The organism is Chitinophaga rhizosphaerae, from assembly GCF_003958645.1.
Lineage (GTDB): Bacteria > Bacteroidota > Bacteroidia > Chitinophagales > Chitinophagaceae > Chitinophaga > Chitinophaga rhizosphaerae.
On record NZ_RXLO01000003.1, the window covers coordinates 412,125 to 426,130 of the forward strand.

Annotated in this window: 13 protein-coding genes; 6 read left to right on the forward strand and 7 right to left on the reverse strand. The window is 55.6% G+C overall.

Annotated elements, in window-relative coordinates; translation table 11 throughout:
* Positions 1-94: 94 nt before the first annotated feature.
* The 3 genes from uxuA to EJ361_RS08830 form a co-directional block, all read right to left on the reverse strand.
* Complete coding sequence (gene uxuA / locus EJ361_RS08820) at positions 95-1,258, reverse strand: mannonate dehydratase (RefSeq protein ID WP_126245123.1); 1,164 nt, start codon at positions 1,256-1,258, stop codon at positions 95-97.
* Positions 1,259-1,331: 73 nt separating this feature from the next.
* On the reverse strand, positions 1,332-2,603 hold the full coding sequence (locus EJ361_RS08825; protein ID WP_126245124.1) for a glycerate kinase type-2 family protein: 1,272 nt from the start codon (positions 2,601-2,603) through the stop codon (positions 1,332-1,334).
* Positions 2,600-3,025, reverse strand: a complete 426-nt coding sequence (locus tag EJ361_RS08830; protein WP_126245125.1) for a hypothetical protein — start codon at positions 3,023-3,025, stop codon at positions 2,600-2,602. The genes EJ361_RS08825 and EJ361_RS08830 overlap by 4 nt, the downstream gene beginning before the upstream one ends.
* A gap of 201 nt (positions 3,026-3,226) precedes the next feature.
* Between EJ361_RS08830 and EJ361_RS08835 the strand changes: the two genes are divergently transcribed.
* The 3 genes from EJ361_RS08835 to EJ361_RS08845 all read left to right on the forward strand — a co-directional run bounded on the left by EJ361_RS08835 (position 3,227) and on the right by EJ361_RS08845 (position 8,123).
* A complete protein-coding gene (locus EJ361_RS08835) occupies positions 3,227-6,334 on the forward strand; it encodes an amidohydrolase family protein (RefSeq protein WP_240646586.1) in 3,108 nt (1,035 codons plus the stop codon).
* Position 6,335: 1 nt separating this feature from the next.
* On the forward strand, positions 6,336-7,640 hold the full coding sequence (locus tag EJ361_RS08840; protein WP_126245126.1) for an amidohydrolase family protein: 1,305 nt from the start codon (positions 6,336-6,338) through the stop codon (positions 7,638-7,640).
* Positions 7,641-7,769: 129 nt separating this feature from the next.
* A complete protein-coding gene (locus EJ361_RS08845) occupies positions 7,770-8,123 on the forward strand; it encodes a rhodanese-like domain-containing protein (protein ID WP_126245127.1) in 354 nt (117 codons plus the stop codon).
* Between the two features lie 206 nt (positions 8,124-8,329).
* Here EJ361_RS08845 and tyrS read toward each other — a convergent pair whose 3' ends face one another.
* The 4 genes from tyrS to gatC form a co-directional block, all read right to left on the reverse strand.
* Positions 8,330-9,610 (reverse strand): tyrosine--tRNA ligase, encoded by a 1,281-nt coding sequence (gene tyrS / locus EJ361_RS08850; RefSeq protein ID WP_126245128.1) that lies wholly within the window; start codon positions 9,608-9,610, stop codon positions 8,330-8,332.
* A 59-nt stretch (positions 9,611-9,669) separates the two neighbouring features.
* A complete protein-coding gene (locus EJ361_RS08855; RefSeq protein ID WP_126245129.1) occupies positions 9,670-10,230 on the reverse strand; it encodes a cob(I)yrinic acid a,c-diamide adenosyltransferase in 561 nt (186 codons plus the stop codon).
* A gap of 86 nt (positions 10,231-10,316) precedes the next feature.
* On the reverse strand, positions 10,317-11,027 hold the full coding sequence (locus tag EJ361_RS08860; protein ID WP_126245130.1) for an ABC transporter ATP-binding protein: 711 nt from the start codon (positions 11,025-11,027) through the stop codon (positions 10,317-10,319).
* Position 11,028: 1 nt separating this feature from the next.
* Positions 11,029-11,319: an Asp-tRNA(Asn)/Glu-tRNA(Gln) amidotransferase subunit GatC gene (gene gatC / locus EJ361_RS08865; protein ID WP_126245131.1), complete on the reverse strand. Its 291-nt coding sequence runs from the start codon at positions 11,317-11,319 to the stop codon at positions 11,029-11,031.
* Positions 11,320-11,467: 148 nt separating this feature from the next.
* On the opposite strand from gatC, the gene trpS reads away from it, so the two are divergent.
* The 3 genes from trpS to EJ361_RS08880 all read left to right on the forward strand — a co-directional run bounded on the left by trpS (position 11,468) and on the right by EJ361_RS08880 (position 13,972).
* Complete coding sequence (gene trpS, locus EJ361_RS08870; RefSeq protein ID WP_126245132.1) at positions 11,468-12,472, forward strand: tryptophan--tRNA ligase; 1,005 nt, start codon at positions 11,468-11,470, stop codon at positions 12,470-12,472.
* Between the two features lie 32 nt (positions 12,473-12,504).
* Complete coding sequence (locus EJ361_RS08875) at positions 12,505-13,137, forward strand: deoxynucleoside kinase (RefSeq protein WP_126245133.1); 633 nt, start codon at positions 12,505-12,507, stop codon at positions 13,135-13,137.
* Between the two features lie 124 nt (positions 13,138-13,261).
* Complete coding sequence (locus EJ361_RS08880) at positions 13,262-13,972, forward strand: hypothetical protein (RefSeq protein ID WP_126245134.1); 711 nt, start codon at positions 13,262-13,264, stop codon at positions 13,970-13,972.
* Positions 13,973-14,006 lie beyond the last annotated feature (34 nt).

Genomic DNA, 14,006 nt, shown 5'->3' on the forward strand with positions numbered 1-14,006 from the left:
ATTGACTGGTTTTGTTTTCGTAGTGCGTGTTTAAATAAAAAGGCCCGGTCTTTCGAAGACCGGGCTATTTTTTATTCGAAAAACGGATATCGGATTACTTTCCCGCGATGCCCATTTCGAGGCCGCGCAGTTCCGCGAGCCCGCGAAGGCGGCCGATGGCGCTGTATCCGGGATTGGTTTTCTTGTTGAGGTCGTCCAGCATCTGGTGGCCATGGTCCGGCCTCATGGGAATGGAAACGCCCCTGCGCTTCATCACGCCGAGAATGCTTTTCACGACGCTGTACATGTCTACATCGCCTTCGAGGTGATTGGCTTCGTAGAAATTGCCGAGCGCGTCGCGCTTGGTGGAGCGGAGGTGGAGGAAGTGGATGTGCTCTCCGAGGCGGTCGATCATGCCGGGCAGGTCGTTATCCGGCCGCACGCCGTAAGAACCGGTACAGAAGCAAAGTCCGTTGGAAGGAGACACGATGGTAGCCAGTAGTTCGCGCGCATCCTGTTCGGTGCTCACTACGCGGGGCAGGCCGAGGATGGGGTAGGGAGGATCGTCTGGATGGATGGCCAGTTTCACGCCTGCTTCTTCGGCTACCGGCACGATCTGCTGGAGGAAGTAGAACAGGTGCAGTTTGAGCTTGATGGCGTCGATGTCTTTGTATTTGTCCAGCGCCTGCTGGAACAGTTCGAGGGTGAAGCTTTCTTCGGAACCGGGGAGCCCGGCGATGATGTTTCGCTGCAGGAGGGCTTTTTCGTCTTCCGTCATGCTGTCGAACTGCTCTTTGGCGCGGGAGATTTCCTCTTCGGGATAATCGTTTTCGGCGCCGGGGCGTTGCAGCATGAAGAGGTCGAATGCCATGAACTGGGCTTTATCGAACCGGAGGGCTTTGGAACCGTCTTCGAGGGTATAGGCCAGGTCGGTGCGGGTCCAGTCCAGCACGGGCATGAAATTATATGTAACGGTGTAAATACCGCATGCCGCGAGGTTGCGGATGGATTGCTGGTAGTTTTTGATATAGTCCTTGAAGCGCCCGGTTTGTGTTTTGATGTCTTCATGCACGGGTACGCTTTCCACTACAGACCAGGTGAGGCCAGCGGCTTCGATTTCCTGTTTGCGCTGCATGATCTCTTCTTTAGACCATACGGTGCCGTTAGGTATGTGATGAAGGGCCGTAACGATACCGGTGGCGCCGGCTTGCCGGATGTCTGAAAGGCTCACGGGATCTTTGGGTCCGAACCACCGCCAGGTCTGTTCCATTCTCAGCATAAACTTTCGATTTTTTTAGTTTCCCAAAATTAGCATTACGAACCAGATAAGCAAATTTCCGGCGAGGAAAATGTCAATCGTTTGCAATGCCTTGTACGAGTATGACGGCGAGGTCCATCACATTGGTATTGGTGGGGCCGGTCCGGATGTGTGTATGGGTTTGATGGAAATAATGCCAGCTGTCGTTGTTCTCCAGGAAAGGCAAAGGGTCGGGCCCTTGCGCGAGCGTTTCCGCGTCGATGACGGCGCCTGCGGCGTCTGTAGGCCCGTCGATCCCGTCGGTGCCGGCTGAAAGGAACGTGATCCGCGGATGGTCTTTGATCAGCAGGCCTGCCGCCAGCGCCAGTTCCTGGTTGCGGCCGCCGAGCCCGTTCCCGGTCACCTGCACGGTGGATTCCCCGCCGGCCAGGAGGCACGCGGGGAAAGGGCCTTTGTACGATAACGCGGCTTTCACCAGTTCGGCCGCCAGGTCGCGGGCTTTACCGGTGGCGTGGTCGGTTAGGATGTGGGCATGATAGCCCAGTTCATCCGCTTGCTGGGCCGCTGCTTCGAGCGCAATGCGGTTGCTGGCGGCCAGTACGTGCGTGGCGTTCGGCAATTCGCCGGGGCGCGCGGTTTCGGGGATAAGGCCGGCTTCTCCCTGTTCGAGGTGTGCCAGGATGCCGGCAGCCACGCGGTCGCGGAGTTGATATTTATCGATGATGGCCAGTGCATCGGCAAACGTAGTGTGGTCGGCCACGGTAGGCCCGGAACCGATCACCGCGGGGTCGTTGCCCGGCACGTCGGATAATATGATGGAATGCACGCTGGCAGGATGGATGGCCCTCGCCAGCTGGCCGCCCTTGATGGCGGAAAGGTGTTTGCGCACGGTGTTCATCTCCGCGATATCGGCCCCGCTGTTCAGCAGGAGCTGGAATGCATGTTGCAGCTCTTCCATGGAAGCGCCGGGCGGCACGTCGGCCAGCAGGGCGGAAGCGCCGCCGGATAGCAGGAAAACCACATGGTCTTCCGGATTAAGGCCCGCTGCGAGTTGCAGCATGGTAGTGCCGGCGATGAGGCTGTTGATATCGGGGACGGGGTGCCCCGCAACGATGAGCCCGGTTTTTTGCAGGGGAACGTCCGGCAAATGGCTGGATACGGCGAAACCCCGGTTCAGCCGCTCTCCCAGGATGCGCTCGGCCTCAAATGCCATGGCTGCGGCGGCTTTACCGGCAGCCAGCAGGAAAATGCGGCCATCGCCCGGTGGAGGGGAAGGCAGGTGAAGAGGAACGAAGTGCCGCGGCTGAACGGCCGATACGGCATGGAGAAAAATGGTTTCCGCGTCGCGTCTTGCGGCGGCACTCATCCGGCGGCGGTTTTGCGCGCTTCTTTCTTGTCTTGCTTACGGTCCATCTTCTTTTCCATATCCGCTTTCTTCTTCAATTCCCAATCGTTCCATTTTTTGTATTGCGCTGGACTGAGCACTTCCCGGAAACGGCGGTTACGGTCGCTGTCGAGCTCCTCGTACCGCTGCATGCGCTGGCGGGCGCTGAGCGTGGTGTTTTTCTTCGCGGCATCCCGTTTCCGGGCAATGTCTTCGTTGATGTCGTAAATAGCCTTCCGCTGGTCTTTGGTGAGGGCCAGTTCGCGGTAGAGCTTGTCGCTCATCTTGTCTGCCTTGCCTGCAGCATCCCAGCGGTGGCCGCGGGCGTGCGTCGAATCCTGGGCCTGTGCGGCGAACGTGAGCGCCGCAAACAGTACCGTCATGAGCCAAATCTTGTTTTTCATATATTGATGCCGTGTGTTGATACCTGAAAGATACCGCTCGTAAAAATTTATTCCAAAATAGTAGGTTCCGCGGTCAATCATTTATTAAATTTAACACTTGTAGCTGTATAGTTACCTGGTCGCCGTGCTTTTTCCAGATCTATCCTGTGCCGGTGCGTGTCGTATTCAGCCAACATCTAAACGTATCTTAATCAACCTGCCATGAAAGCAAGTAAATTTCCTGCCGGCGCACCCATGCCGGAGCCGGGGATGCCGCATCGCCGCCACATTTTAACGCGGTGGGCCATCGGCGCAGTATGCGGCCTGTCGGCTTTATTGCCGGCCGCGGGCGCACTGGGCCAGCAGACCTTCCCCGTCAACGGCGTGGCCGAGCCCCGGGAAGGCTGTTACGCCTTTACCCATGCCACCATCGTTAAAGACGCGAAAACGACTTTGAAAGACGCAACCCTCGTTATCCGCGACGGAAAGATCGTTGCCGCAGGCCCCGGTGCCGCGGTGCCGAAAGACGCCGTGGTGGTCGATTGCCAGGGGAAGTTCATCTACCCCTCGTTCATCGACATCTACAGCGATTACGGGATGCCCTCCAACCAGCGGGGCGGATCCGGCCGCGGATCGCAGCAATTCATCTCCGCCACCAAAGGCGCCTATAACTGGAACCAGTCCATCAAACCGGAAGTGAACGCCGCACAGCTTTTCGGGGCGGATGCCGGCAAAGCCGAAACACTCCGTGGACAAGGGTTCGGCGCCGTTCTTACCCATCAGAAAGACGGTATCGCCCGCGGGACCGGCGCACTGGTAAGCCTCGCATCCGACCGCGAAAACAAAACCATCCTCCGCGAAAAAGTGTCCTCGCATTACTCCTTCGATAAAGGCTCCTCCACGCAGGATTACCCCAGCTCCCTCATGGGCGCCATCGCGCTGCTGCGCCAGCAGTACCTCGACGCGCAATGGTACAAGGGCAACCCCGCCGCAGAAGGCGTCAATCTCAGCCTCCAGGCCTGGAACGACCAGCAGCAACTCGTCCAGATTTTCGATGCCGGCGATAAATGGAACGCGCTCCGGGCAGACAGGATCGGCGACGAATTCGGCGTGCAATACGTGATCAGGGCCGGCGGCAATGAATATCAACGCATGCCGGAAATGCTCGCATCAAAGGCGCAGTTCATCCTGCCCCTGAACTTCCCCGCCGCCATGGACGTGGAAGATCCGGCAGACGCGCGCTTCGTGGCGCTGGCAGATATGAAGCACTGGGAACTGGCATCCACCAACCCCGCGGCATTCGAAAAGGCAGGCATTCCTTTCGCATTGACGGCCGCCGATCTGAAAGACGCGAAATCCTTCTTCACCAATCTCCGCAAAGCGATCGACAACGGCCTGTCCGAACAAAAAGCACTGGAAGCCCTCACGCAAACGCCCGCCGCCATCCTCAAAGCGTCCGACAAACTCGGCTCGCTCGACGCCGGCAAACTGGCCAACTTCCTCATCGCCTCGGGTCCGATTTTCGACGAAAGCACCATCCTGTACCAAAACTGGGTGCAGGGGAATAAATACCAGCTGAAAGACGAAGGCTGGAGCGACATTCGCGGGAAATACAACATCGTGCTGACGTATCCCAACAGTTCCGCAACATATCCTGCTGAAATCAAGGGATCGCCGGCATCGCCGTCTATCGTCAACAAAGACACCATTCCCGGCAAGATCGAAGTAGCAGGCCCGCTCGTGACGATCGTTCTTAACATCACGAAAGATAATACCCGCCAAATCCGCCTCAGTGGCGCTATCCGCTTCATGCAGGGCGCAATGGCCACCATGCGTGGCTCGGGTGTGGATGATAAAGGCGTGCCCGTGAACTGGGAGGCCGTTCAAACCGCCACCCATGTAGCAAAGGCAGATACGGCCAAAAAGAAAACACCGGAAGCGCCGGGTAAAATCTATTATCCGTTCGTGGGATATGGATTCGAGGAAATGCCGAAGCAGCAGGACATACTTATCCGCAACGCCACGGTTTGGACGAACGAGAAAGAAGGGAAGATCGAAGGGACGGATGTGCTGATCCGCAACGGCAAGATCGCGCAGATCGGCAAAGGCCTCGCCGCCGGGAGCGCCCGCGTGATCGACGGTACCGGCAAACATCTTACCCCGGGTATTCTCGACGAGCATTCGCATATCGCGATCAGCCGCGGCGTAAACGAAGGAACGCAATCCGTTACCGCGGAAGTGCGCATCGCAGACGTGGTGAACCCGGACGATGTGAATATCTACCGTCAGTTGTCCGGCGGCGTAACGGCGTCGCACCTGCTGCACGGTTCCGCCAATACCATCGGCGGCCAAAGCCAGCTGATCAAGCTGCGCTGGGGCGCGAACGCGGAAGACCTCAAATTCGCGGGGACCGACGGTTTTATCAAATTCGCACTGGGCGAGAACGTGAAGCAGTCGAACTGGAACCTCCCCGCCCGCGTGCGTTTCCCGCAGACGCGTATGGGGGTGGAACAGGTGCTGGTGGATGCGTTCACCCGCGCAAGGGATTACGAGAAAGCCGGTCCAGACAAGCGCCGCGACCTCGAGTTGGACGCGCTCGTGGAAATCCTCAATAAGAAACGTTTCGTGACCTGCCACTCTTACGTTCAGAGTGAAATCAACATGTTGATGAAAGTGGCCGATCGCTTCAATTTCAACATCAATACCTTCACGCACATCCTGGAAGGTTATAAAGTGGCCGACAAGATGAAGGCGCATGGGGCCGGTGGTTCTACTTTCGCCGACTGGTGGACTTATAAAATGGAGGTGATAGACGCCATTCCGCAGAATGCCACCATTATGCAACGTGTGGGCGTTACCACGGCGATCAATTCCGACGACGCCGAAATGGCCCGCCGCCTCAACCAGGAAGCCGCCAAAAGCGTGAAATATGGTGGGATGGAAGAAGAGCTCGCCCTGAAAATGGTGACGCTGCATCCCGCGCAACTCCTCCACGTTTCCGATCGCATCGGCAGCATCAAAGCCGGAAAAGACGCCGATGTGGTGCTTTGGAGCGATCATCCGCTCAGTATCTACGCGAAAGCCGAACAAACGATCGTAGACGGTATCGTTTACTTCGACCGTTCCCGCGACCTCGAGCTGCGCGCCCGGATAGCAGGTGAGCGTAACCGGCTGATCGCGAAAATGATAGGCGAGAAAAAGAAAGGAGGCCCCACCCAGAAAGCGGTGCCTTCGCGCGAGGAGATCTATCATTGCGAAGACCTGCAGGCCGGCCATCAGCATCATATTCTGAACGATGTGGAAGATCACGACCACGCAAACAACCACTAACATGAAAAAAGTATTCCTCTCCATCATAGGGCTCACCGCCTCCCTGGCCACACTGCGCGCGCAGGAAACGGTATATCCGGCAGGGCCGCAGAAAGGACAGGTGTTCCTCAAAAACGCCACCATCCATACCGGCGCCGGCCAGGTCATAGAACGCGGGACCATCGGGTTCAGCAACGGAAAAATCATTGTTGTCGGCGCTAACGTGGCCATCCCGGCGGATGACGTACGCGTGTTCGACGTACAGGGCCAGCACATCTATCCCGGCCTGATCGTGACAGACAGCAACCTCGGCCTCACTGAAGTGGAAAGCGTGCGCGCCACCAACGATTACAGCGAAGTGGGGGAGATCAATCCGTCCATCCGTTCCATCGTGTCTTATAATACCGATTCCAAGATCATCAATACCCTGCGGACCAACGGGATTCTCCTGGCGCAGGTAGTGCCGGAAGGCGGGCTGCTGACCGGCAGCTCGTCGGTAGTGCAGCTCGACGCCTGGAACTGGGAAGATGCGGCCTACAAAACCGATAACGGCATCCATTTTTACATGCCACGCCTCATGCCGCGCGCCAATCCCTTTGGCGCGGACGCCCGCGGGCCGGGTGGCGACGCGGTGAAAGCGGCGATGGAAAAGATCGGCCAGGTGAAGGATTTCCTGCGCAGCGCGAAAGCTTACCTGGATGGCGGTTCCAAAAAGAATGGCACCAACCTGAAATACGAAGCGGTGAAAGGCCTGTTCGACGGCAGCCAGAAGTTCTTCATCCACTGCGATCTCATGAAGGAAATGATGATCGCGGCAGATATGAAGCTGGAATTCGGGCTCGACGTGGTGATCGTCGGCGGGACCGACAGCTGGATGATCGCCGGTATGCTGAAGAAGAACGGCATCCCGGTGATCCTGTCGCAGCCGCACAGCTTGCCGGTGATGCAGGACGATGATGTGGACCAGCCGTATAAAACCCCTGCGCTCCTGCAAAAGGCCGGTGTGCTGTTCAGCATTTCGAACGAGGGTTTCTGGCAGCAGCGGAACCTTCCTTTCAACGCCGGAACGGCCGGTGCGTATGGTTTGAGCAGGGAAGAAGCCCTCAGCGCCATCACCCTCAATGCGGCCAGGATCCTCGGGATCGCGGATAAAACCGGTTCGCTGGAAGTGGGAAAGGACGCCAATATCGTGGTGAGCACGGGCGATATCCTGGATATGAAGTCGAGCGTGATCACGCGGGCGTACATCCAGGGGCGGGAAATCGACCTGACAGACAAGCATAAGCAGTTGTATGAAAGGTATAAGCATAAGTATCAGTTGCAATAGATTGATTTGCAATGGAAAAGATGAGAGCCGTCCGCGCCAGCGGGCGGCTTTTTTTTATGGTACGGAAAAATCGCAGGGTGCTGCTGACATACCCTTGTCATATGGCGGGTGGAGATTTGTGGAAAAAAGATGAGACAGCAGATTACAACGGCCCGTCTTTTCGGGCTGGAAGACATTTCGCCGGAGGAGGTGCTCCGGCGCCTGGGGGAACCGGGTTTCCGGATGGTGGACAATAATCCGTGTGCGTCTTACAAGCGGCACCATATTCCCGGTGCGCGGCATTTGGACCCGGGGGATTACGGGGCGGGAGACCTGGAGTGCGGTAAGGAGGATACGATCGTTTTTTATTGTTCGGATGCCTTGTGCGGAGCGGCGCCATATGCCGCGAAACGCGCGCGCAACATGGGTTTTCAGCATGTGTACGTCATGACCCAGGGGCTTTCCGTTTGGTTGAAAAAAGGCTTCCCGATAAAAAATGTTTGAAAAAAAAGTCTTGCGTTCGATTAAAAATTACTTTGAGCGTAAAACGTATTTTATGGAAAAACATTATTTACATGAAGATGAATTAGCAGAAGCGAAATGATGGGGCTGGATCAACTGAATGGCGCGCTGGTGCAGGGCATTAAAAATAAAACCCCGGAGCCCAAAAGCCTCCGGGGTCAATATCGATCCTTATTTCGAGGGAAAAACTAAATCATCTTCACCAGGTAATAATTCTTCTTCCCCTTCTGGAAAAGAATGCTCTTGCCATTCAGTAACGACGACTCATCGATTTTCACATCGATCGCCGTCAGTTTGGCGCCGTTCATGCTCACGCCACCCCCCTGGATCGTTTTACGTGCTTCGCCCTTGCTGGGGAATACACCCGCTTCCGCGAGGAACGTTACAACGTCTTTCCCTTCCTGCAGCACGGTTGCGGGCATTTCGAACTGTACCACGCCAGTTAGGACTTTCAGCAGATCTTCTTCGGAAAGTTCGCGAAGGGTATCGATGGAAGTATTGAAAAGCTTTTCAGTGGTTTTGACCGCGTTCTGATATTCTTCTTCCCCATGGATGAAGGTCGTTACTTCCTGCGCGAGCTGCTTTTGCAGCAGGCGTTTCCCTGGATCCTGCCGGTGCCCGGCGATCAGGTTGTTGATCGTGGCTTCTTCGAGGAACGTGAAAATACGGATGTAGTTTTCCGCATCGTCGTCGTCGGAACGCAGCCAGAACTGGTAGAATTCATACGGACTGGTCTTCGACGCATCGAGCCAGATGTTCCCGCTTTCGGATTTACCGAATTTGGTGCCGTCTTTCTTCTTGATCAGCGGACAGGTAAAGGCATATCCTTCGCCACCGCCCATACGGCGAACGAGTTCCGTTCCGGTTACGATATTGCCCCACTGGTCGGAGCCGCCCATCTGCATCTTGCAGTTCTTCGTCTTGTATAAATGGTAGAAGTCGTACCCCTGGATCATCTGGTAAGAAAATTCCGTGAACGACATCCCGCTGTCGCCTTCCAGGCGTTTCTTCACCGAATCTTTCGCCATCATGTAATTGACGGTGATGTGTTTGCCCACGTCGCGGATAAAATCGAGGAACGAGATGTTTTTGAACCAGTCGTAGTTGTTCACCATTTCCGCATAGTTGGATTTCGAGGTGTCGAAGTCCAGGTACTTCTCCAGCTGGGCTTTGATGCAGCTCAGGTTGTGCTGCAATGTGTCCAGGTCGAGCATTTTGCGTTCTTCGGCTTTAAAGGAAGGGTCGCCCACCATGCCGGTGGCGCCACCTACGAGTGCGAGCGGCTTGTGGCCGGCGCGCTGCAGGTGTTTGAGCAGCATGATGGGAACGAGGTTGCCCACATGCAGCGAGTCCGCCGTCGGGTCAAATCCCACGTAGGCGGTCGTCATTTCCTTTTCCAGCTGTTCTTCCGTGCCTGGCTTGATATCCTGTATCATACCGCGCCAGCGCAATTCCGATATTAGATTCATGAAATGGTGAAAAATTTTTGCAAAGTTACGTTTATATCGACGAATAATCGCCCTTTTTATCACATCCGCGGCCGCCAGGGGAGTTCTTCCACCTGCAACTGATGCCCCACATACCGCGCCAGCATGAACAGGTAATCGCTCAGCCGGTTGATGTATTGCAGAACGAGCGGCTCTACCGGTTGCCCTTCGTCCATCAGCGCCACGCATAACCGCTCTGCCCGCCGGCAAACGCACCGGGCGATGTGGCAATGAGACACGGCCACGTGGCCACCGGGGAGGATGAAGTGTTTCATTTCCGGCAATACGGCATCCATCTTGTCCATGGCGTCTTCCAGCATTTTCACGTCTTCTTCGTGGAGATCGGGCCGCTTCATTTTGGATTCCTTCTCCGGATCGGTGGCCAGCGAGGCGCCGATGGTGAACAGTCTGTCCTGCGATTCGCGGAGCATGGCGCGAACGCCTGGGTCGGTCATATGATCGTTGACGAGGCCGATCCAGGAGTTCAGTTCGTCTACGGTCCCGTAAGTTTCGATGCGGAGATGCCCTTTGGAGACTTTGGTGCCCCCGATGAGGGAAGTCTTGCCCTTGTCGCCCGTTTTGGTATATATTCTGAAAGCCATAATGCAGGGTTTTGGGCGAATGTACTGAAAAAAGCGGCCCCGGTGGTTGACCGGGGCCGCTTTCGATATCTTGCAAAAAAGCCGGGTTATCTGGCTACCGCTTCCCGTACGGGGTTCATTTTGTCGGACTCCACGAGGCCGTCGCGCAGGCGGATGATGCGGCGGGCGTGTTCGGCGATGTCTTCCTCGTGCGTAACCAGCACCACGGTGTTGCCGCCGGCGTGGATTTTCCCGAAAATGTCCATGATTTCTATGGACGTTTTGGTATCCAGGTTGCCCGTGGGCTCGTCGGCCAGGATGAGCGAGGGGTCGTTCACCAGCGCCCGGGCGATGGCCACGCGTTGGCATTGGCCGCCGGAAAGCTCGTTGGGCTTGTGTTTATATCTATCCCCCAAACCAACTTTTTCGAGCATGGCGCGGGCTTTGTCTTCCCGTTCCCGCTTGCTGATGCCGGCGTAGATGAGGGGAACGGCCACGTTTTCGAGTGCGGTGAGGCGGGGCATGAGATTGAACTGCTGGAATACGAACCCGATCTCCTGGTTGCGGATACGGGCCAGTTCGTTATCCTCCATCCTGCTCACATCGTGCCCGCTGAGGATGTAGCTGCCGGCGGTGGGAGTGTCCAGCGCGCCGAGGATGTTCATCAGGGTGGATTTGCCGGAGCCGGAAGGGCCCATGAGGGCTACATATTCGTTGCGGCCAATGTCCAGGCTCACGCCTTTGAGGACGGGCAGCTCGTTTTTGCCGATGAAATAGCTTTTCCGGATACCTTCCAGGTGGATAACGGATTGGGTCATATTATTTCTTGATTACTTTGGGAACGCTGAAATATTCGGCGGTGTGGACGGGTGCGTTGCGAAGCCCTTCTTCCCGGGTGATGGCCGGCAGCACCGCGTCTTCGCGGAAAACGTTGGCGTCGCGGGTCATGTGCAGCAGTGGTTTCACATCTGTCGTGTCCAGTTCGTTCAGTTTCTCCACAAAGGTGATCATCCGCTGGAGGTCCTGCCGGATGGTTTCCCCTTCTTCCTGGCCGATTTCCAGTCTTGCCAGCGTAGCCAGCTGCCGGATCAGGGCGTCATTCACTTCCATGTGTTTAAATTAACGATTTAAAGCTAATAAAATGTATTCATATAACCGATAAATGTGATCGGTCGTACAAAAATAGGGATTATTGGGCGGGAAGTGGATGTATCCTTTCCCAAAAGCCTTGTTAAAATTTCTTATTTTGCGGCCCGATATGGCTAAGGAAAAAGAAATCGTAGTGAGCGGCATCCGCTCTACAGGCATTTTGCACCTCGGAAATTATTTTGGGGCCATCCGTAATTACATCCGGATGCAGGAAGAATTCAACTGTTATTTTTTCGTGGCCGACTGGCACGCCCTCACCACGCATCCTGACCCTACCAGCCTGCGCGGCAACGTGTACCGGGTGCTCGCCGAGAACATCGCTTCCGGCCTCGATCCCGAGAAAGTTACCTTGTACGTACAAAGCGATATTCCCGAGATCGCAGAGCTTTACCTGTTGCTGAATATGCTCGCTTATAAAGGGGAGCTGGAAAAAGTGCCGACATTCAAGGACAAGGTACGCCAGAACCCCGACAACGTGAACGCCGGATTGCTGACTTACCCCGTCCTCATGTCTGCCGACATTCTCATTCATAAAGCCGTGAAAGTGCCCGTGGGTAAGGATCAGGAGCAGCATCTTGAAATGAGCCGCAATTTCGCGCAGCGTTTCAATAACCGTTATGGAGAACTCTTCCCCGAGCCGTATCCGTTCAATTACGGCGACGATCTCGTGCGCATCATGAGCCTCGACGGCAACGGTAAAATGAGCAAAAGCGAAAACGAGAATTCCACGCTGTACCTCAACGACAGCGACGATTCCATTCGTGCCAAGATCAAAAAGGCCAAAACGGACAGCGGCCCCCAGGCGCCGAATTCCGCGAAGCCAGATTATATCGAGAACCTTTTCACGCTGATGAAGCTGGTGTCGACACCCGACACCGTGCAGTTTTTCGAAGATGCCTTCAACGGTTGCAGCATCCGCTACGGCGATATGAAAAAGCAGCTGGGCGAGGATATGGTGAACTTCATCCGCCCGATCCGCGAGAAGGCCGAAGCGATCCAGCAAGACCATGCCTACCTGCACCGCATCATGCGCCAGGGGGCCGAGAAATCCCGCGAGTCCGCCGCCGCCACGCTGGCCGAGGCGCGCAAGCTCATGGGCCTCAATTTCTATTGATCATTTTTCTATTTGAATCATACCCCCAATGCATGGCAAAAAATAAAATCAAGCATATCGCGGTAGCCGGCAATATCGGCGCAGGAAAAACCACCCTCACGGAAATGTTGTCGAAGCATTACAAATGGGTGCCGCAGTTCGAGGACGTAGAGCATAATCCATATCTGACCGATTTTTATGACGATATGCCGCGCTGGTCGTTCAACCTGCAGGTATATTTTCTACATGGTCGCCTCAAGCAACTGGTTGATATCCAGCATGGTAAAGATACCGTGATCCAGGACCGCACCATCTACGAGGATGCGCACATTTTTGCGCCCAACCTGTACGAGATGGGCTTGATGACGAAGCGCGATTTCGACAACTATTTCAATTTCTTCGAGACGTTGAAATCGATGGTGAAACCGCCGGATTTGCTGATTTATTTGCAGGCATCCGTGCCTACGCTGGTGGCACAGATCCAGAAGCGCGGCCGTGAGTATGAGGAAAATATCCGGCTCGACTATCTGAAACGCCTCAACGAATATTACAACAGCTGGATCGAAAAATATAAAGACGGTCCGTTGCTGATCATCGACGTCGACAAAAATAAGTTCCCGGAAAACGAGGAAGATCTCGGTGAAATTATTTCGCGCGTAGATTCACAGCTGTACGGGCTTTTCTAAGTTTTTGAAGGGGTAAGATCTATCTCCGTTAAACGGTAATCTCCGTTTTTCGGAGATTTTTTTTTTGGTACGGATGCAGCGTGCCATTAGTTTTGGGGTATTGTTTGATGAACCCGTTTTAATTATGATCATTGTTTGTTCATTGACCCTGCATTGGGTGTTGTTGCAATTATTTCCTATCCCTCCGTTGCTGGAGGTTTTTGGCACCTGGAATGAACCGGGGCGGCTGGCTGCGTTGCGGCGGGCTTCCGCGGGCGTGTATTCCGAGAAAAGATTCATGATCGAAGGCTGGAACGTACATGCGCTGGCGCTTGCTATTCCTGCGGGAGGAGGCGTGGCGGGCGTAAAGGTGCTGCATGCAGGCATACGGCCGTATGCGGAAACGCAGGCCAGCCTGATGTATGGACTGCGTTTGGGAAAGTCGGTGACGGCCGCTGCGGGATTCGGGTTGGGTGGCGGTAAGGCAGTTGCGGAATTGGGGACGGTGTGGGAAACGGGGCAGCGATGCCGGATTGGGATGCAATGCAGCATGTCGGCATCCGGTGCGGACCACGGCGGTGTTTCGGTGACTTTCGGATCGGCGGGCCCGGTTGAATTTGAGCTGGCTGCGGCGAAGGCCGCGGGGCATCCGGTTTCCGGGCGGGCGCAGGTGCTGTACAGGCCGGTTGACCGGTTATTGATCGTGGGCGGATATGCTGCAGGGCCATTATTTCCCTACATGGGCGTGGGTTGGACGGCCGGTTGGTGGAAGATGGGAGTCGTAGGGAGATGGCATCCTTATCTGGGGATTTCGCCGGGCATTATGATCGGGTGGAATGGTAAAGGCAGGGATTGACGTGCGTTTGAGTAATTGATGTTTTCAATTTGCT